The following is a 17,017-nucleotide window of genomic DNA, read 5'->3' as shown; positions in this document are numbered from 1 at the left end:
GCTGACACTCCGTCAGTAAGGAACCCGTAGGACCGGTCCGGTGCGGAACCCGAGGGAGCGGGGACGGTTCAGTCCGAGATCAGGCCCTCGCGGAGCTGGGCCAGGGTGCGGGTCAGTAGCCGGGAGACGTGCATCTGGGAGATGCCGACCTCCTCGCCGATCTGGGACTGGGTCATGTTCGCGAAGAAGCGCAGCATGATGATCCGGCGCTCGCGCGGCGGGAGCTTGGCCAGCAGCGGCTTCAGCGACTCGCGGTACTCGACGCCCTCCAGGGCCGTGTCCTCGTAGCCGAGGCGGTCGGCCAGGGAGCCCTCGCCGCCGTCGTCCTCGGGGGCCGGGGAGTCGAGGGAGGAGGCGGTGTACGCGTTGCCGACGGCGAGGCCGTCGACGACGTCCTCCTCGGAGACGCCGAGCACGGCGGCGAGTTCGGGCACCGTCGGGGAGCGGTCCAGCTTCTGGGAGAGCTCGTCGCTGGCCTTGGTGAGGGCCAGCCGCAGCTCCTGGAGGCGGCGCGGGACGCGGACCGACCAGGAGGTGTCCCGGAAGAACCGCTTGATCTCACCGACCACGGTCGGCATCGCGAACGTCGGGAACTCCACGCCCCGTTCGCAGTCGAAGCGGTCGATCGCCTTGATCAGGCCGATGGTGCCGACCTGGACGATGTCCTCCATCGGCTCGTTGCGGCTGCGGAAGCGGGCCGCCGCGTAGCGCACGAGGGGGAGGTTGAGTTCGATCAGGGTGTCCCGGACGTAGGCACGCTCGGGGCTGTCCTCTTCGAGTGCGGCAAGGCGCAGGAACAGGGAGCGGGACAGGGTGCGGGTGTCGAGGTTCTCCGAGACGGCCGGAACTTCCTGGGCCGGCGGAGCCTCCAGCGCCGGGGCGCCGTCGATCGCGCCATCGATGCTGTCGAGCACGTCGATGGCGTCGAGCTTCTTGGGCGCTGCCTCGCTGGGCGTGGGCGTGAGCACCTTCGAGCTGCCCTGGTCTGCGGACATGCCACCCCCTTTGGGTCGCGGGACGGTCGCGGCGGTGTTCCCTGGGAGGAACCGCGCCTTCACCTGAATACCGGAGCCGGGGCCCCGGCAAACGCGCTTCCGGCAGAATGTCACATGTCGGCAACACGCTGTAGTGACATGTCGACACGTAGGAAGTGAATCCGCCCTGGATGCAGGGGGTCTGACGCTTTTTCGACCCTCAACTGTCGGGAAGTGCGCTGGTGAGCGATTCGCTCGCGCCGGTGATGGCTCGATCCTGTGCGCGGTTACGGGCGTACCAAGTCGCGCGGGGCGGATCTCGGACCGGTAACGGGCCTTTCGGGCGTGGTGCGGGCGCGGCGCTTGCGCGGTGTGGGCGTGGGGGGTCAGGCCTCGATGCGGTTGGCCGAGCGCAGGCGCTGGAAGCTGCGGGCGAGGAGGCGGGAGACGTGCATCTGGGAGACGCCGAGTTCCGCGCTGATCTGGGACTGGGTGAGGTTGCTGTAGTAGCGCAGCAGCAGGATCCGCTGCTCCCGCTCGGGGAGTTGGACCAGGAGGTGGCGGACCAGGTCGCGGTGTTCCACGCCGTCCAGGGCCGGGTCCTCGTAGCCGATGCGGTCGAGGAGGCCCGGCAGCCCGTCGCCCTCCTGGGCGGCCTCCAGGGAGGTCGCGTGGTACGACCGGCCGGCCTCGATGCAGGAGAGCACCTCGTCCTCGCTGATCCGCAGCCGTTCGGCGATCTCGGCGGTGGAGGGGGAGCGGCCGAAGGCGGTGGTCAGGTCCTCGGTGGCGCTGTTGACCTGGACCCACAGCTCGTGCAGCCGGCGCGGTACGTGCACGGTGCGGACGTTGTCCCGGAAGTAGCGCTTGATCTCGCCGACGACGGTCGGCATCGCGAAGGTCGGGAACTGCACGCCCCGGTCCGGGTCGAAGCGGTCGATGGCGTTGATGAGCCCGATGGTGCCGACCTGGACGACGTCCTCCATCGGCTCGTTGCGGGAGCGGAAGCGGGCGGCCGCGTAGCGCACGAGCGGGAGGTTCGCCTCGATGAGCGCCGCGCGCACCCGGTTGTGCTCCGGCGTGCCCGGCTTGAGCTCCTTGAGCTGGCCGAAGAGCACCTGGGTCAGCGCCCGGGTGTCGGCTCCCCGCCGCTTCTCGGGGGCCGGCGCGAGGCCCTGGGCGGGCGCTTGGGCGGGCGTTTGGGCGGAGGGCTGGGCCGGGGGCTGGACGGCGGTCTGGGTGGGGGCGGGCGCCTCTTCCTGGGGCGGCGCAGAACTGGCCGACACGGTCAACGCCACCTCTTCATCGGTCAATCATCCGTCAAAAGCGGTCATAGCATCACAAGACATGTGCACTGTGTGCAAGCACCCCATAGCGTCGTGTTGAGTGCGAGTCGGAATGAATGCGGGCAAGTTGAGGCATAAGGCACGCAAAAGCCCCCCGCCGTTCCCGGCGGGGGGCCGTGTTCCGAAGCGGGCGGGGCGCTCAGAAGTCGTAGTCGGCGATCACCCACGTGGCGAACTCCCGCCACTGCCCCGCGGCGGCCTGGTGGGCCGGGTGCTCCACGTACCGCTTCAGCGCGTCCGTGTCCTCGACCGCGGAGTTGATCGCGAAGTCGTACGCGATGGGCCGGTCGGTGATGTTCCAGCCGCACTCCCAGGAGCGCAGTTCCTCGATCTGGCCGCCGAGCGCGAAGAAGGCATCGGCGCCCGCGACGACGCGCGGATCGTCGCGCCCGACGCCGTCGTTGAGCTTGAAAAGAACCAGATGGCGGATCATCGATGCTCCTGGTGGGGGTGCGCTACTTGGCTCCGTTCACGAGCCAGGTCATGAACTGCCCGATGGCCTTGGCCGCGTCCGATATGCCCTCGAAGCCTATCTGGACGTAGTCGGCCGCCTTGGCCGGATCCGTGATGATCACGTACAGCGCGAAGACCACGAGCACGTACGTGGCGATCTTCTTGGCATTCACCGCCACCGCGGCCTCCCCTGTGCCCGCCTCAGCCGGCGTGTCTGCGTACCCTGTGCGCTCTCTGCCGGGCGCGAGTGTAGCCTTCACGCCCCCCTTGAGGGCCAACGCCCCGCTGGTCGAAGCCCTTTGCCTCCCGCCAGGGCGCGTTCGGGGGCGCGTGGCCGGATCGGAAGCCCCATTTCCGGAGATCGCCGTCGCCCGGAGATCGCCGTCGCCCTGGAGAACGCCGTCCTCCGGGAGAACACCGTCCTCCCGGAAACCGAAACACGAAAAGGGCCCCGTCTTTCGACGGGGCCCTTTCTCGAAGCGGTAGCGGAGGGATTTGAACCCTCGGTGACTTGCGCCACACTCGCTTTCGAGGCGAGCTCCTTCGGCCGCTCGGACACGCTACCGAGGGAGACCTTACAGCACGGGGGGCCGTGCTCTGAAATCGGTATTCGGGGGCTCGGGGGCGGGCCTCAGCGGTCGCGGAAGAAATCCGTGAGGAGGCGGGCGGACTCCTCCGCCAGGACGCCCTCGACGACCTCGGGGCGGTGGTTCAGGCGCCGGTCCCGTACGACGTCCCAGAGCGAGCCGGCGGCTCCGGCCTTGTCGTCGCGGGCGCCGTAGACGACCCGGTCGACCCTGGACTGGACCAGGGCGCCCGCGCACATCGTGCAGGGCTCCAGCGTGACCACGAGGGTGCAGCCGGTGAGCCGCCACTCCCCGAGCGCCGCGGCCGCCCGGCGCAGGGCGAGCACCTCGGCGTGCGCGGTGGGGTCGGCGGTGGCCTCGCGTTCGTTGTGACCGGTCGCGAGGACCGTCGTACCGTCCCGGGACAGTACGACGGCGCCGACGGGGACGTCCCCGCCCCGGACGGCCTGTGCGGCCTCGTCCAGGGCGAGCCGCATCGCGGCCCGCCAGCGGTCGCGTACCGGGTCGGGGGACCCGGTTGCCTCGTGGAGGGTCAGCGGACGGTCTCCAGGACGTCCGAGGCGCCCAGGGCCTCGGCGATCTCGCCGAGCGCGTCCTCGTCCAGGGTGAGCAGCTCCTTGGCGCTCACGCCCAGGTCGTCCAGGATCGCGGGGTCGCCGACCGGGCCGGCCGGCACGGCGGAGTTGTCCGGGTCGTCGTCCTCCTCCGTCTCCGGCTCACCGTCCTCGGTGCCGTCGAGGTCGAGGGTGTCCAGGTCGTCGGCTTCGTCCTTGGGCTCCCTTCCGAGCATTTCGTCGGTGAGCAGGAGCTCGCCGTACGAGCTGCGGGCGGCGGCTGCGGCGTTGGAGACGAAGACCCGGGGGTCCTCCTCGCCGTCGACGCGAACGACGCCGAACCAAGCGTCTTCCTGCTCGATGAAGACGAGCACCGTGTCGTCGGCCTCCGAGGCCGATTCCCGGGCCAGGTCGGCCAGGTCCGACAGGGTCTCCACATCGTCGAGCTCTGTGTCGCTCGCTTCCCACCCGTCTTCGGTGCGCGCGAGCAGTGCGGCGAAGTACACCGTGACTCTCCCACTGGTCTTAGGCGTGCCGGTTGGGGGTCCCCCCGGCGGAGGTTCTGGGCGGGGAGAGCTGTGCTCCGAGCCCCGCCCACTCGGAATCGTGGCAGAAACAAGGCGTTCAGGGGACGTCTTCGGCTCCCTGTGTCTGGCAGTTTTGATCGCACGTATGCAAAGAGGCGTTCATGTGTCCGCGAACGGACTCACCAGCGCACTCGTTGCCGCCACCTGCGGATCGTACGCGGGTTTTCCCGCAGCCCACGCACGGACTTCCCCATGGCGGACCGCAACGCGCCACAAGCAGTGGATCTTTGCCGAAGGATCAGCTTTACGACTCTTACCGTGTCTTACCGCGTTACCGGCTCTTACCAGCGGAACGTCCGCATACGCAGGGCGTGCCGCAGCCGGGCCGTCCTGGCGCGGCGGGGCTGGACCCGGTCGCGCAGCGCCCGCGCCTCGGCGAGTTCGCGCAGGAACAGGGCCCGGCGGCGGCGCCGCTCGGCGTCCGTCTCGCCCTCGGGTGCGCCGTACGCGCGACCGGGCCGCGCGGGCAGCTCTGGCACGGTCCCACCACCCCCGTCCGTCACTCCCACTTTCCCCCGGACGGGGGGTTTGATGCCGGTACGGGCCAGCGCGGGCCAGCGCGAAGGGCGGCCGGGCACGGTTACTGTTGTGGACATGCGTCTCCACGTCGTCGACCACCCTCTGGTCGCCCACAAGCTCACCACGCTGCGCGACCAGCGCACCGACTCCGCGACGTTCCGCCGGCTCGCCGACGAACTGGTCACCCTGCTCGCCTACGAGGCGACCCGGGACGTGCGGACCGAGGCCGTCGACATCCAGACCCCGGTCGCCCGCACGACCGGCGTCAAGCTCGCCCGCCCGCGCCCGCTGGTGGTGCCGATCCTGCGGGCCGGGCTCGGCATGCTGGACGGCATGGTCCGGCTGCTGCCGACCGCCGAGGTGGGCTTCCTGGGCATGATCCGCAACGAGGAGACGCTACAGGCGTCCACGTACGCCTCGCGGATGCCGGAGGACCTCTCCGGGCGCCAGGTGTACGTCCTCGACCCGATGCTGGCCACGGGCGGCACGCTGGTCGCGGCGATCCGCGAGCTCATCCGGCGTGGCGCGGACGACGTGACGGCGGTGGTCCTGCTGGCCGCGCCGGAGGGCGTCGAGGTCATGGAGCGCGAGCTCGCGGGCACGCCGGTCACGGTCGTGACGGCGGCGGTGGACGACCACCTGAACGAGCACGGGTACATCGTGCCGGGGCTGGGGGACGCGGGCGATCGGCTGTACGGCGCGGCGGAGTAAGACGCCGGGCGCTCTTGCGCCGTAGGGGTGCGGGTGCGATCGCGGCTGCGGGTTCGTCGTGGCTGGTCGCGCAGTTCCTCCCCCAGCCTTCGGCCGGGGGTACCCCCAGCGCCCCTTACGGGGCGCGGCGGTGCCCCGCCCTCAGCAGGTGTTCTTCGACGCCTTCGGCTGGGGGTCCGACAGGGCCGTGATCGCCTTCGCGGCCGTCGCCTGGGGCGTCAGGGTCTTGAAGGCGTTGCCGATGATCAGGTCGACGGCGGCGCCCTTGCGGCCCGCCTCCGTGCGCTGGTCGGCGGCGGTCAGCTGGGTGGCCAGCACCGGGAGCGAGGTCTTGAGTGCGGTGGCCGGGCCGAGCAGTATCGCCGTGCCCTTGATCTTCTGGTCGAACCGGGCCGGCGCGTTGCCGACGTCGCCGATCTTGAAGCCGCGCTTCTTCAGCTCGTCCGCGGTGTCCTTGGCCAGGCCCGTGCGGGTCGTGGCGTTGTAGACGTTCACCGTGATCTGGGCCGGCTTCGGCAGCGCCGCCGCCGTCGCCCCGGCCGCGGGACTCGCGCTCGCGGTGGCCCGCTTCACGCAGTCGCCCGCCGAGCCGGCCGCCGAGGCCGTCCCGCCGCCGCCCGTGAAGACGTCGATGAGCTGCAGGGTGCCCCAGCCGACCAGGCCGAGCGCGGTGACGGAGGCGACCACGGAGAGGGTCAGCCGGGCACGCCGCCGGCGCGGGCGCATGCGAGGGTATTTGTCCCCTGTGATCCGGTACTGGCCGCCCATGCCGGGGGGAGTCAGCATGCTCATGAGCGCAGCGTAGTGCGCCACGGGGGCGTTGACTAATAGATGATCATCCGACGGTGCGCGGTCCAACCCGAAAGGGGCAACCGGCGCGGAACGGCGGGTGGCGACAGGGTGTCCGGGTGTATCCCCGGACGGCTCAGTCGAGTTCGAGCACGCGTGCGTGCAGCACCTGGCGCTGTTGCAGGGCGGCGCGGACCGCGCGGTGCAGCCCGTCCTCCAGGTACAGGTCGCCCTGCCACTTCACGACGTGCGCGAAGAGGTCGCCGTAGAACGTCGAGTCCTCGGCGAGCAGGGTCTCCAGGTCGAGCTGCCCCTTGGTCGTCACGAGCTGATCGAGGCGGACCGGGCGCGGTGCGACGTCCGCCCACTGCCGGGTGCTCTCCCGGCCGTGGTCGGGGTACGGCCGGCCGTTTCCGATGCGCTTGAAGATCACACGGAAAGCCTACCGGTCCTGACGTTCCGGGCGCAGCCATGGCGACCGAGTGCGACGCTGGAAAAGACGCCGTAAAAAGAGACAAAGAGGCAAAACGGGAACCGAGGGTCCGATGACGAGTGCCGGTGAAGCCGGTGACAAGCCCCCTGGAGCGGATGACGAGGTCGCCGCGATCGCCGCCGGGTACGCCTTCACCGGCCAGGCGCTGGACCTCGGTGCCCTGCTCTGGGACGGGCGGTGCCGTGCCGACGCCCAGGTCCGCATCCCGCTCCCCATGCTCAACCGCCACGGCCTGGTCGCCGGCGCCACCGGCACCGGCAAGACCAAGACGCTCCAGCTGATCGCCGAGCAGCTCTCGGCGCAGGGCGTCCCGGTGTTCCTGGCGGACGTCAAGGGCGACCTGTCCGGCATCGCCCGCCCCGGGCAGGCGGGTGAACGGGTCCGGGGGAGGGCGGGCGAGGTCGGGCAGGACTGGACGGCGACCGGCTTCCCGGCCGAGTTCCTCGCGCTCGGCGGCCTCGGCCACGGCGTTCCCGTCCGCGCCACGATCACCAGCTTCGGACCGGTGCTGCTGTCGAAGGTCCTCGGGCTCAACCAGACCCAGGAGCAGTCCCTCGGCCTGATCTTCCACTACGCCGACACCAAGGGCCTGGAGCTGATCGACCTCAAGGACCTGCGGGCGGTGGTCGCCTTCCTCACCTCGGACGAGGGCCGGCCCGAGCTGAAGAACGTCGGCGGGCTGTCCACGGCCACCGCCGGCGTGATCCTCCGCTCCCTCACCGCCTTCGAGGCGCAGGGCATGGCGGACTTCTTCGGCGAGCCGGAGTTCGACACGGCCGACCTCCTGCGTACGGCGCCCGACGGCCGCGGTGTCGTCTCGGTCCTGGAACTCCCCGCCGTCCAGGACAAGCCGCTCCTCTTCTCCACCTTCCTGATGTGGCTGCTCGCCGACCTCTTCCACGACCTCCCCGAGATCGGCGACGCCGACAGGCCGAAGCTGGTCTTCTTCTTCGACGAGGCGCATCTGCTCTTCAACGGCGCGTCGAAGGCGTTCCTCGACTCGATCACGCAGACCGTGCGCCTGATTCGCTCGAAAGGAGTCGGCGTCTTCTTCGTGACGCAGACCCCGAAGGACGTACCGTCCGACGTCCTGGGCCAGCTCGGCAACCGCGTCCAGCACGCGCTCAGGGCCTTCACCCCCGAGGACCAGAAGGCGCTCCGGGCCACCGTGCAGACCTTCCCGAAGTCGTCGTACGACCTTGAAGAGCTGCTCACCGGGCTCGGCACCGGCGAGGCCGTGGTCACCGTGCTCAGCGAGGACGGCGCCCCGACACCGGTCGCGGCGACCCGGCTGCGCGCCCCCGAGTCGCTGATGGGGCCGGTCGACGCGGCGGAACTCGACGCGGCGGTGCGGGCATCCGCGCTCTACGGGCGTTATGCACAGGCTGTGGACCGCGAGTCGGCGTACGAGCGGCTGCAGCGGACGCGGGCCGCCGCACCGGAGGCCGCAGCCGAGGCTCCGGCCCCGAGAGCCCCGAAGACTCCGAAGGCCGGGAAAGAAGAGCCGTCGCTGGTCGAACAGGTGGTCGGCAGCGGGATGTTCAAGTCCCTCGCCCGGTCGGTGGGCACACAGCTCGGCCGTGAGATCACCCGGTCCCTGTTCGGTACGGCGCGCCGGCGCAGGTGAGCCGGACGACCCCGGCCCACCTCCGCCTCAGGGATCAACCGTGCTTCTGGTCCTGGGGCCGCGGCCGCGGCGGCTCCGCCGCCTTCACCTCCGGCTTGGGCGTGCTGCGGACGGCTTCGGCACGCAACAGGGCGCGCAGGATCGCGTACGGGTCTGAGGACATGACTGTGTTCCTTGCGTAGAGCTGACGGAGGGTGAGCCGACTGGCCTGGGGGAGTGCGGGGCCGGGCGGTCGGTCAGCAGCGCAGGACCACGGTGCGCAGGAGGGGCATGGCGTACGGCGGACACGGCGCCGTCGCACGGAGCCGCAGGCCGCGATCGGCCGGCCCGGCGGGTGCCGGGTCGGGGAGCGGCGCGGGGCGCTGGGGTACGTCGGCGCGGTGGACGGCGCGGGCGGGCGGCCGGAGCGGGGTGTGGAGGACGTCGTGTTCGGCCGTCTCGGCCGAGACGGCCGGGGCGGCGGCGGTGAGCGCCTCGGCGGCCGTCGGGACGGCGGGCAGCAGCAGGGCGAGCAGCAGTACGAGCGCCCGCGGCCAGGCGTGGCCCGGTCGCGGGCGACGCCTGGCTGCGGGGCTGCTGCTCATGACGGTCATCTCCCCGCGCGGCGGCCGGTGTTCATCGCGCCGGGCACGAGATCCGCTCGCTCGGCGTACCGGCGAGGCGCCGGGTTGACGCCGTTCACACGGCCCGCGGGATGTGCTTGGCCCGGCCGCGGATGCCGAACGAGGCGATGATCTCCACGATGCCGACGACGACCAGCCAGATGCCGGCGACCAGCGTCAGCACGGCGACCGACTTGAACGGCGAGACGATCAGCACGACGCCGGCGATGAACGTGACGATGCCGAGGAAGATCAGCCATCCCCGGGCGGGCATCCCCGGGTCGTGCACGGCGGCGATGGTCTGGGTGATCCCGCGGATCAGCCAGCCGATCCCGATCCACAGGGCGAGCAGCAGGATCGACTCCAGCGGGCCGCGGAAGCAGAACAGGCCCAGCAGGATCGACAGCGCGCCGCTGATGAAGGCCAGTACGCGCAGCGAGGTCGCCTTGTGGGTGCCGAAGGCGGCCACCAGCTGGAAGACGCCGCTGACGATCAGGTAGATGCCGAAGAGCACACCGGCCGCGAGCAGCGAGGCACCCGGCCAGACGAGCACCAGGACGCCGAGGATCAGCGAGGCGATCCCGGTGAGCAGAACGGTCTGCCACGCGGCCTGCGCGAGGGCGTGCAACGGGCCTTCGAAGGGCGGTTCGGACTCATGCCGCACACCACCGGCGTGCACCTTGCGGTCGTCGTCGGCGGGGCCGGCGCTGGGAGGCTCGGTCATGTCTCCAGCTGAGACCGGCGGGGTCGGCCGTGCCAGCAGGGAGCGGCCGACCGGGTGAGGGGAAGCCCCGGGCCGGGTCAGGGAAGGAGTCCCGGGGCACGAGGGCCGTCGCCCTCACATGCCCCCGGTCTTCGCCGCCTTCGCCGCCGCCTTCATCTCCTGCTTGTGCGCCCGCACCTTCGCCAGCGACTCGGGCCCGGTGATGTCGGCCACCGACCGGAACGACTCCGCCTCCCCGTACGCCCCCGCGGCCTCCCGCCACCCCTTCGGCGTCACCCCCAGCTGCTTGCCCAGCAGGGCCAGGAAGATCTGCGCCTTCTGCTTCCCGAACCCGGGCAGTTCCTGGAGCCGCTTCAGCAGCTCCGCCCCGGTCCCGACACCGCGCCAGACGCCCTCGGCGTCACCGTCGTAGTGCTCGACGAGGTACTGGCACAGCTGCTGGATCCGCTTGGCCATGGAACCGGGGTAGCGGTGCACCGCCGGCTTCTCGGAGAGCAGCGCGGCGAAGGCCTCCGGATCCTGGGCGGCGATCTCGTGCGCGTCCAGATCGTCCGTGCCCATGCGGTGCGCGATGGTGGCGGGCCCCTTGAACGCCCACTCCATCGGCACCTGCTGGTCCAGCAGCATGCCGGTGAGCGCGGCGAGCCTGCTGCGGCTGAGGAGTTCGTCGGCCTCGGGATCCTGGGCGAGACGCAGGGCGGCGGGGGTGTCGGCATTGGCGTCCATGCACCGATGATCCCGCGCCCGGACCGGTCCCGCGCGGTCCCGCCCCGCCTCGCCCGGCCTCGCGCACTCGCGACGGCCCACCCTCCTCGGCCCTCTCACCCCTCACGTACGATTCCTGCACGATTCAGCTTAGGCAAGCCTAACCTCAGACAAGGGGGGTCACCGGGTGACCATCGAGACGTACCGCGACGCCTGGGGCATCCCGCACCTCCGGGCGGCCGACGCGAGCGAACTCGCCCGCGCGCAGGGCCGGGTCACGGCCCACGACCGGGCCTGGCAGCTGGAGGTGGAACGGCACAGGGCGCAGGGCACCTCGGCCTCCTTCCTCGGCTCCCCAGCCGTCGCCTGGGACGTCTTCGCCCGCCGGGCCCGCCTGGCGGACACCGCGAGGCGCTGCTTCGAGGCGCTGGAGCGACAGGACCCCGAGACGGCGGACTGGGTACGGGCGTACGTGGCCGGCGTCAACGAGGCACTGGCGGCCGGAGCCGCCCGCACGCCCGAGTTCGCCCGCACCGGCCTGGCCCCCGGCACCTGGGAGCCCTGGCACCCCCTGGGCATCTGGCTGGCCACCCACATCCTGTTCGCCGGCTTCCCGGCCAAGCTGTGGCGCGAGGAGGCGATCCGGCACCTGGGCGAGGAGGCGGTCCCCCTCTTCGCCACGGACGGCCCCACCACCGTGGGCAGCAACGGCTGGCTGCTGGCGGGCTCCCGCACCACCACCGGCCACGCCCTGCTCGCCGGCGACCCGCACCGCTTCATCGAGTCCCCCGGCGTCTACCAGCAGATCCGCCTCTCCTGCCCGGAGTTCGACGTGCTCGGCCTCGCGGTCCCCGGCGTCCCCGGCATCGCCCACTTCGCCCACACGGGCACGGTCGCCTGGTCCATCACCAACGCCATGGCCGACTACCAGGACCTCTACCGGGAACGGCTGCGCCGCACGGAGACGGGAGCGGTGGCCGCGCTCGGCCCGGACGGCGCCTGGACCGAGACCGAACGCCACACGGAGACGGTCGAGATAGCCGGACAGCCGTCCCTGCGGATCGAACTCCTGGAAACGCCCCGAGGACCGGTGATCACCGAAGCGGCTGCTGCTGCGGCCGACCACGCACCGGCAGCCGCCGACGGCGCCGCACCCTGCGCCGAAGGCGAAGCCGAGGCGCTGGCGTTGCGCTACCCGCCCCGCGTCACCCACGACCTCGGCTTCAGCGCCCTCCTCCCCCTCCTCCGCGCCCGCCACGTCACCGACGTCGACCGCGCCTTCGACGCCTGGGCCGAGCCGGTGAACGTGGTCCACGCCGCCGACACCGCCGGAGGCACCCTGCACCGCGTCGCCGGCCGCGTCCCCGTCCGCTCCCGCACCAACCGCACCCGTCTCGCCCCCGCCTGGCTCCCCGGCCACGCATGGCACGGCTGGCACGAGACGCCGTACGGCGAACTCACCGACGGCGCCGCCGTGATGGCGAACCAGCGCGGCCCGGCCACCCCCCTCGGCGTCGAGTTCGCCCCGCCCCACCGCGCCGACCGCATCCGCGCCCTCCTCGACGAGCGCCGCACCTGGTCCGCCGCCGACCTGCCCGCGATCCACATGGACACCCATCTCGCCTCCGCCGCCCCCCTCCTGGACCACCTGGCCGCCCTGGACGCCCTCACCCCCGAGGCCGCCCGGCTCCGCGACCGCCTCCTCGCCTGGGACCGCCGGATGGACGCCGGCAGCACCGACGCCGCGGTCTACGCGGCCGTACGCACCGCGGTCGTACGCCACCTCGCCGCGCACCCCGCCTTCGCCGCCCTCACCGAACCCCCCGCGTACCCCGAGGTCCTGCTCCCCTGGCTGGCCCTCACCCCCCGGATCGCCTTCGCCCTGGAACACCTGCTGCGCGCGGAGGAGTTGTACGGCATCGACCGCCCCGCCGCCGTACGGGCGGCGATCGAGGAGGTCGCCGCGGACGGACCGACCCGCAGCTGGGGCGACACCCACCGCCTCGCCCCCTGGCAGGCGCTGCCCGAGCCGTCGTACGAAGGACCGGCCCTGTCCGGCGACCACGACTGTGTGCTGTGCACCTCCGCCGTCCCCGGTCTCACCGACCGCTCCGCACGCGGCCCGGCCGCCCGCTACGTCTGGGACCTGGCTGACCGCGACCACAGCCTCTGGGTGGTCCCGCTCGGCTCCGACGGCGTCCCCGGCACACCGCACCACACCGACCAACTCCCCTTGTGGCTCAAGGGAGAACTCGTCCCCGTCAGCACCGACTGGGACCGCCTGGAACTCGTGGAGAACACCGATGCCTGAACAGACGCAGCCACAGCCTCGCACCTCCGTCCACGAGGAGGCGGTGGACGGCTTCGGCACCGTCCGTCTCCGGCCCCTCGACCCGGCGCACGACTCCGCCGTCGTCCACGCCTGGGTCAGTGAGGAACGCGCCGTCTTCTGGGGCATGACCGGCCTCACCCGCCCCCAGGTCGCCGAGATCTACGCCCACATGGCCACCCTCGACACCCACCACGCCCACCTCGCCGAGAAGGACGGCACCCCGGTCGCCCTCCTCCAGACGTACGAACCGGCGGCCGACCGCGTGAGCGAGTGCTACGACGTCCGCCCCGGCGACATCGGCATCCACGTCCTGCTCGCCCCGCCCGGCGCCGAAGGTCCGCGTCCGGGCTGGTCGGAGGCGCTTCTCGGCACCTTCACGGCGTACGCGCTGCGTACCCTCGGCCGCCGCCGCATCGTCGTGGACCCGGACGTGCGCAACGAGAGGGCGATCGCCCGCTTCCGGCGCCAGGGGTTCACGCTCGGCCCGGCCGTCGTACTCCCCGAGATCGACCTGCCGGACGTCCACCTGCCGGAAAAACGCGCTCAACTGGCCTTTCTCACCCGGGCGGTGGCCTTCCCGGATGATGACGCCTGAGGACATCGTCGCCCTTCCCCAGTTCTAGGCTTCGCTCGAACCGGGGAGATCCCTATCGACCTGGAGCCGATCCCCCGCGAGGGCGGCCTGTTCCGGCGTACCTGGGCCGGTCCCGCACGCGCCGACGGCCGCCCCGAGGGCACCGCGATCGTCGCCCTCCTCACCACCGGCGACTACTCGGCCCTGCACCGCCTCCCCTCCGACGAGATCTGGCACTTCTCCCTCGGCGACCCGCTCCGCCTCCTGCTCCTCGACCCCGACGGCACCACCCGCAGCCCCGTCCTCGGCCCGGACATACGGCACGGCCAGCACCTCCAGCTCACCGTCCCGGCCGGCACCTGGGTGGGTGCCCGGGTGGCGGCCGCCGGTGCCTGGACCCTCTTCGGCTGCACCATGGCCCCCGGATTCACCTACGAGGGGTACGAACACGGGAACGCGGCCCACCTCACGGCGCGTTACCCCGCCGAGGCCGCCCGGATCACGGAACTCTGCCGCCCATGACCCACCTGCTGGACGGACAGACCGTCCTGGTCACGGGCGCGAGCGGCGGCATCGGCCGGGCCATCGCCCGGCGCCTGGCGGTGGAGGGCGCGGCGGTGGCGTTGCACTGCCACACGGCGGTGGCGGCGGCGCGCGAGACGGCCGCGGCCATCGGCGACGGCCGGGCGATCGTCGTACAGGGCGATCTCGGCGACGAGCGGACCTGCCACCGCGTCGTCCGTGAGGCCGCGGACCGGTGCGGCGGCCGTCTGACGGCCCTGGTCAACAACGCGGCCGTGCAACCCGTACAGCCGCTGCCCGGCATGACCGCGGCCGACTGGCGCGCGGTCGTCGACACCAACCTCACCAGCGTCTTCGCCTGCACCCAGGCCGCCGCCGAACTCATGCGCGCCCGGTCCGCCGGCGGCACGATCACCCACATCGCCTCCATCGAGGCCACCCACCCGGCTCCCGGCCACGCCCACTACAGTGCGGCGAAGGCGGCGGTGGTCACGCACGCGAGAGCGGCGGCCCTGGAGTACGGCCCCTTCGGCATCCGCGTGAACACCGTCTCGCCCGGCCTGATCGACCGGGAGGGGCTGAGCGAGTCCTGGCCGGAGGGGGTGCGCAGATGGCAGGAGGCGGCACCGACGGGCCGGCTGGGCAGCCCGGAGGACGTGGCGAACGCGGTGCTCTTCCTGACATCGCCGCTCGCGTCCTGGATCATGGGCCACGACCTGGTGGTGGACGGCGGGGTGTCGGCACGGCCGACGTGGTGACAGCGCTCCGTCAGGGGCGCTGGGGGTACCCCCGGCCGAAGGCTGGGGGAGGAACTGCGCGACCGGCCCCCACCGACCCGCAGCCGAAATGAGTGCCGAACGCCCCCCATCCGTATAACCAATGAACGCGTGTTTCCGAACTCAGGACGGTGACGTGGGCGAAGAACACGACCGGCAGCCGACGCCGACAAAGCACAGGGCTCTACGCGCCCTCACTCTCATCGGCACCCTCCTCGCCGCCCTCCTCCTCGCGTCCGCCGCCCCCGCCTCCGCGCACGCGGCCCTCCGCGACAGCGACCCCGCCGACGGCGCCGTACTCAAGACGTCCCCCGGAGCGGTCACCCTCACCTTCACCGAGTCCGTCGGCCTGCTCGACGACTCGTTCCGGGTGTACGACCCCACCAACCACCGGGTGACCACGAGCGACGCCGAACACGGCCCCGCCGGCTCGGACACCGCCCGGATCACCTTCCCGAAGAAGCTCGGCGCCGGCACGTTCACCGTGGCGTGGCGGATCGTCTCGGCGGACAGCCACCCGGTCTCCGGCGCCCTCACCTTCTCCGTGGGCAAGCCGTCGGCCACCACGGCGACCGTCCCCACCGGCCCGGTCGAGAACCCGGCGACCGACAGCCTCTACAACATGGGCCGCTACGTCGCCTACCTCGCCGTGGCCCTGCTGGTCGGCGCCGTCGCCTTCATCACCGTCTGCCGCCCCCCGGACGCCGGTCCCCTGCGCGGGCCGATCCGGACGGCCTGGTGGGCGCTCCTGGCCGCCACCCTCTTCCTCTTCGTCCTCCGCTCCCCGTACGAGGAGGGCACGTCCCCGGCGACCGCCCTCGACCTCTCGGCGCTCGCCAAGGCCGCGACCGGACGGCCGGGTCTGGCGCTGCTGGCCAGGGTCGCGCTCCTCGCGGTCACGGCGGCCCTCTACTTCCGCTTCCGGAGCCGAAAGCACTGGTCCCGCCCCCTCCTGGCGACCGCCGCCGCCCTCTCCCTCGCCCTGGCCCTGACCTGGGCGGCGGCCGAACACGCCTCGGCGGGCATCCAGGTCCCGCTGGCGATGACGTCCTCGGTGCTCCACCTGCTGGCGATGGCCCTCTGGCTGGGCGGCCTCACGGCCCTCCTCCTCACCCTCCGCCGGACCGCCGCCGCCCCCCTCCCGGCCGCCGTCGTCGCCCGCTTCTCCCGGGTGGCCTTCGCCTCGGTGACGGTCCTCGTCGTCACCGGCGTCTACCAGTCCTGGCGCGGCCTCGGCTCCTGGCAGGCGCTCACCGACACCTCGTACGGCAGGCTCCTGCTCGTCAAACTCGGCGCGGTGACCCTGCTGCTGGCGGCGGCCTCCCAGTCCCGCCACTGGACGGCGAAACTGGCGATGACGACGGCCACGGCGACGGCCACGGCGACGGCGACGGCGACGGCGACGGCGACAGCATCCCGCGACCGTGTCCCGGAGACGGTCGGAGCCCCGCCCCTGGACACCCGGGAGGCCGTGAGCACGACGGAGGCCCTGAACACGACGAGGGCTCTGAGTACGACGGAGCCCCTGAACACCACGGCCACTCCGATCACCACGGACGCCCCGGACACCACGGACGCCTCGCCCGATGGTCTTCCGGTGGAGCCCCCCACCCCGTCCCTCCACCGGGCCCTGCGCCGCTCCGTCCTCGCCGAGGTCGCCATCGGCGTGGCCGTCCTGGTCATCACGACGATCCTCACCGGCACCCTGCCCGGCCGGGCGGCGGCCGAGGCGGCCGAGTCGGGGGCGGCGACGGGTGCGACCGGCATCCCGGCGACCGCCATCGCCATGGTCCCGTTCGACGTCGGCACCCCGAACGGCCACGGCAAGGTGCAGATCACCCTGGACCCGGGCCGGGTCGGCAAGAACTCCGTGCAGGCGGTCGTCTTCGGCCCCGACAACGGCATCTCCACCGTCCCCGAACTCCGCCTCTCCTTCACCCTCGCCGCCCAGAAGATCGGTCCCCTCCCCGCCAACCTGACCGACCTGGGCGGCTACTGGGGCACCAACTCCGTCAACCTCCCCATCGCGGGCGAGTGGACGATGAACGTGACGGTACGGGTGTCGGACCTCGACCAGGTGACAGTGGCGCGGAAGATCCGGATCGCCCCCTGACCTGGGCAAGCCGGTTCCCGAGGCCGGGG

At 72.1% G+C, this 17,017-nt stretch carries 20 protein-coding genes and 1 tRNA gene; 7 read left to right on the top strand and 14 right to left on the bottom strand.

The window, feature by feature from the left end:
* Window positions 1-68: 68 nt before the first annotated feature.
* The 8 genes from ACIPSJ_RS16455 to ACIPSJ_RS16420 all read right to left on the bottom strand — a co-directional run bounded on the left by ACIPSJ_RS16455 (window position 69) and on the right by ACIPSJ_RS16420 (window position 4,980).
* Window positions 69-995 carry an RNA polymerase sigma factor SigF gene (locus ACIPSJ_RS16455; RefSeq protein ID WP_359211884.1) on the bottom strand — a complete coding sequence of 309 codons (927 nt, stop codon included), beginning with the start codon at window positions 993-995 and terminating at the stop codon, window positions 69-71.
* Window positions 996-1,360: 365 nt separating this feature from the next.
* Window positions 1,361-2,266 (bottom strand): SigB/SigF/SigG family RNA polymerase sigma factor, encoded by a 906-nt coding sequence (locus ACIPSJ_RS16450; protein ID WP_359212179.1) that lies wholly within the window; start codon window positions 2,264-2,266, stop codon window positions 1,361-1,363.
* A gap of 193 nt (window positions 2,267-2,459) precedes the next feature.
* The gene (locus ACIPSJ_RS16445) at window positions 2,460-2,753 is read right to left on the bottom strand and encodes a Dabb family protein (protein WP_401346378.1); all 294 of its coding nucleotides are present in this window, start codon (window positions 2,751-2,753) and stop codon (window positions 2,460-2,462) included.
* Window positions 2,754-2,775: 22 nt separating this feature from the next.
* Window positions 2,776-2,952 carry a hypothetical protein gene (locus ACIPSJ_RS16440; protein ID WP_359211878.1) on the bottom strand — a complete coding sequence of 59 codons (177 nt, stop codon included), beginning with the start codon at window positions 2,950-2,952 and terminating at the stop codon, window positions 2,776-2,778.
* 301 nt (window positions 2,953-3,253) lie between these two features.
* Window positions 3,254-3,338: transfer RNA gene (locus ACIPSJ_RS16435), tRNA-Ser, on the bottom strand.
* Window positions 3,339-3,404: 66 nt separating this feature from the next.
* Entirely contained in the window at window positions 3,405-3,836 is a 432-nt protein-coding gene (gene tadA, locus ACIPSJ_RS16430) for a tRNA adenosine(34) deaminase TadA (protein ID WP_359211875.1), read from the bottom strand.
* Window positions 3,837-3,892: 56 nt separating this feature from the next.
* A complete protein-coding gene (locus tag ACIPSJ_RS16425; RefSeq protein WP_355713613.1) occupies window positions 3,893-4,420 on the bottom strand; it encodes a hypothetical protein in 528 nt (175 codons plus the stop codon).
* Window positions 4,421-4,782: 362 nt separating this feature from the next.
* Window positions 4,783-4,980 carry a hypothetical protein gene (locus tag ACIPSJ_RS16420; RefSeq protein WP_359211871.1) on the bottom strand — a complete coding sequence of 66 codons (198 nt, stop codon included), beginning with the start codon at window positions 4,978-4,980 and terminating at the stop codon, window positions 4,783-4,785.
* A 115-nt stretch (window positions 4,981-5,095) separates the two neighbouring features.
* Between ACIPSJ_RS16420 and upp the strand changes: the two genes are divergently transcribed.
* On the top strand, window positions 5,096-5,731 hold the full coding sequence (upp, locus tag ACIPSJ_RS16415) for a uracil phosphoribosyltransferase (protein WP_123975854.1): 636 nt from the start codon (window positions 5,096-5,098) through the stop codon (window positions 5,729-5,731).
* A 141-nt stretch (window positions 5,732-5,872) separates the two neighbouring features.
* Here the strand turns inward: upp and ACIPSJ_RS16410 are convergent, their stop codons facing one another.
* Window positions 5,873-6,523, bottom strand: coding sequence for a LytR C-terminal domain-containing protein (locus ACIPSJ_RS16410; protein WP_401346373.1), 651 nt, complete (start codon window positions 6,521-6,523; stop codon window positions 5,873-5,875).
* Window positions 6,524-6,656: 133 nt separating this feature from the next.
* Window positions 6,657-6,953 carry a type II toxin-antitoxin system VapB family antitoxin gene (locus ACIPSJ_RS16405; protein ID WP_003999914.1) on the bottom strand — a complete coding sequence of 99 codons (297 nt, stop codon included), beginning with the start codon at window positions 6,951-6,953 and terminating at the stop codon, window positions 6,657-6,659.
* A gap of 112 nt (window positions 6,954-7,065) precedes the next feature.
* Here ACIPSJ_RS16405 and ACIPSJ_RS16400 point away from each other — a divergent pair, with 112 nt between their 5' ends.
* A complete protein-coding gene (locus ACIPSJ_RS16400) occupies window positions 7,066-8,640 on the top strand; it encodes a helicase HerA-like domain-containing protein (protein ID WP_401346370.1) in 1,575 nt (524 codons plus the stop codon).
* A gap of 34 nt (window positions 8,641-8,674) precedes the next feature.
* On the opposite strand, the gene ACIPSJ_RS16395 is transcribed toward ACIPSJ_RS16400, so the two are convergent.
* From ACIPSJ_RS16395 to ACIPSJ_RS16380, 4 genes are all read right to left on the bottom strand, one after another.
* Complete coding sequence (locus ACIPSJ_RS16395; RefSeq protein ID WP_359211859.1) at window positions 8,675-8,803, bottom strand: hypothetical protein; 129 nt, start codon at window positions 8,801-8,803, stop codon at window positions 8,675-8,677.
* Between the two features lie 73 nt (window positions 8,804-8,876).
* Window positions 8,877-9,224, bottom strand: a complete 348-nt coding sequence (locus ACIPSJ_RS16390; protein ID WP_401346368.1) for a hypothetical protein — start codon at window positions 9,222-9,224, stop codon at window positions 8,877-8,879.
* A 94-nt stretch (window positions 9,225-9,318) separates the two neighbouring features.
* Window positions 9,319-9,966, bottom strand: coding sequence for an HdeD family acid-resistance protein (locus tag ACIPSJ_RS16385; protein ID WP_359211853.1), 648 nt, complete (start codon window positions 9,964-9,966; stop codon window positions 9,319-9,321).
* A gap of 114 nt (window positions 9,967-10,080) precedes the next feature.
* Window positions 10,081-10,692: an HhH-GPD-type base excision DNA repair protein gene (locus ACIPSJ_RS16380; RefSeq protein ID WP_401346365.1), complete on the bottom strand. Its 612-nt coding sequence runs from the start codon at window positions 10,690-10,692 to the stop codon at window positions 10,081-10,083.
* Window positions 10,693-10,858: 166 nt separating this feature from the next.
* Here ACIPSJ_RS16380 and ACIPSJ_RS16375 point away from each other — a divergent pair, with 166 nt between their 5' ends.
* From ACIPSJ_RS16375 to ACIPSJ_RS16355, 5 genes are all read left to right on the top strand, one after another.
* Entirely contained in the window at window positions 10,859-12,982 is a 2,124-nt protein-coding gene (locus ACIPSJ_RS16375; RefSeq protein WP_401346364.1) for a penicillin acylase family protein, read from the top strand.
* The gene (locus ACIPSJ_RS16370) at window positions 12,975-13,598 is read left to right on the top strand and encodes a GNAT family N-acetyltransferase (protein ID WP_401346362.1); all 624 of its coding nucleotides are present in this window, start codon (window positions 12,975-12,977) and stop codon (window positions 13,596-13,598) included. The genes ACIPSJ_RS16375 and ACIPSJ_RS16370 overlap by 8 nt, the downstream gene beginning before the upstream one ends.
* A gap of 48 nt (window positions 13,599-13,646) precedes the next feature.
* Complete coding sequence (locus tag ACIPSJ_RS16365; protein WP_401347408.1) at window positions 13,647-14,099, top strand: cupin domain-containing protein; 453 nt, start codon at window positions 13,647-13,649, stop codon at window positions 14,097-14,099.
* Window positions 14,096-14,857: an SDR family NAD(P)-dependent oxidoreductase gene (locus ACIPSJ_RS16360; RefSeq protein WP_401346360.1), complete on the top strand. Its 762-nt coding sequence runs from the start codon at window positions 14,096-14,098 to the stop codon at window positions 14,855-14,857. The genes ACIPSJ_RS16365 and ACIPSJ_RS16360 overlap by 4 nt, the downstream gene beginning before the upstream one ends.
* A 121-nt stretch (window positions 14,858-14,978) precedes the next feature.
* Window positions 14,979-16,988: a copper resistance protein CopC gene (locus ACIPSJ_RS16355; protein ID WP_401346358.1), complete on the top strand. Its 2,010-nt coding sequence runs from the start codon at window positions 14,979-14,981 to the stop codon at window positions 16,986-16,988.
* The last annotated feature ends 29 nt before the right edge of the window (window positions 16,989-17,017 follow it).

The organism is Streptomyces sp. NPDC090088 (assembly GCF_044747345.1).
Lineage (GTDB): Bacteria > Actinomycetota > Actinomycetes > Streptomycetales > Streptomycetaceae > Streptomyces.
This window is presented reverse-complemented; position numbering and strand designations above follow the sequence as displayed.

Excerpts from the sequence above, each read along its gene's own strand:
- ACIPSJ_RS16455 (WP_359211884.1), bottom strand. The coding sequence starts at position 995 with ATGTCCGCAGACCAGGGCAGCTCGAAGGTGCTCACGCCCACGCCCAGC.
- ACIPSJ_RS16445 (WP_401346378.1), bottom strand. The coding sequence starts at position 2,753 with ATGATCCGCCATCTGGTTCTTTTCAAGCTCAACGACGGCGTCGGGCGC.
- tadA (WP_359211875.1), bottom strand. The coding sequence starts at position 3,836 with ATGCGGCTCGCCCTGGACGAGGCCGCACAGGCCGTCCGGGGCGGGGAC.
- upp (WP_123975854.1), top strand. The coding sequence starts at position 5,096 with ATGCGTCTCCACGTCGTCGACCACCCTCTGGTCGCCCACAAGCTCACC.
- ACIPSJ_RS16410 (WP_401346373.1), bottom strand. The coding sequence starts at position 6,523 with ATGAGCATGCTGACTCCCCCCGGCATGGGCGGCCAGTACCGGATCACA.
- ACIPSJ_RS16400 (WP_401346370.1), top strand. The coding sequence starts at position 7,066 with ATGACGAGTGCCGGTGAAGCCGGTGACAAGCCCCCTGGAGCGGATGAC.
- ACIPSJ_RS16395 (WP_359211859.1), bottom strand. The coding sequence starts at position 8,803 with ATGTCCTCAGACCCGTACGCGATCCTGCGCGCCCTGTTGCGTGCCGAA.
- ACIPSJ_RS16390 (WP_401346368.1), bottom strand. The coding sequence starts at position 9,224 with ATGAGCAGCAGCCCCGCAGCCAGGCGTCGCCCGCGACCGGGCCACGCC.
- ACIPSJ_RS16385 (WP_359211853.1), bottom strand. The coding sequence starts at position 9,966 with ATGACCGAGCCTCCCAGCGCCGGCCCCGCCGACGACGACCGCAAGGTG.
- ACIPSJ_RS16380 (WP_401346365.1), bottom strand. The coding sequence starts at position 10,692 with ATGGACGCCAATGCCGACACCCCCGCCGCCCTGCGTCTCGCCCAGGAT.
- ACIPSJ_RS16370 (WP_401346362.1), top strand. The coding sequence starts at position 12,975 with ATGCCTGAACAGACGCAGCCACAGCCTCGCACCTCCGTCCACGAGGAG.
- ACIPSJ_RS16360 (WP_401346360.1), top strand. The coding sequence starts at position 14,096 with ATGACCCACCTGCTGGACGGACAGACCGTCCTGGTCACGGGCGCGAGC.
- ACIPSJ_RS16355 (WP_401346358.1), top strand. The coding sequence starts at position 14,979 with ATGAACGCGTGTTTCCGAACTCAGGACGGTGACGTGGGCGAAGAACAC.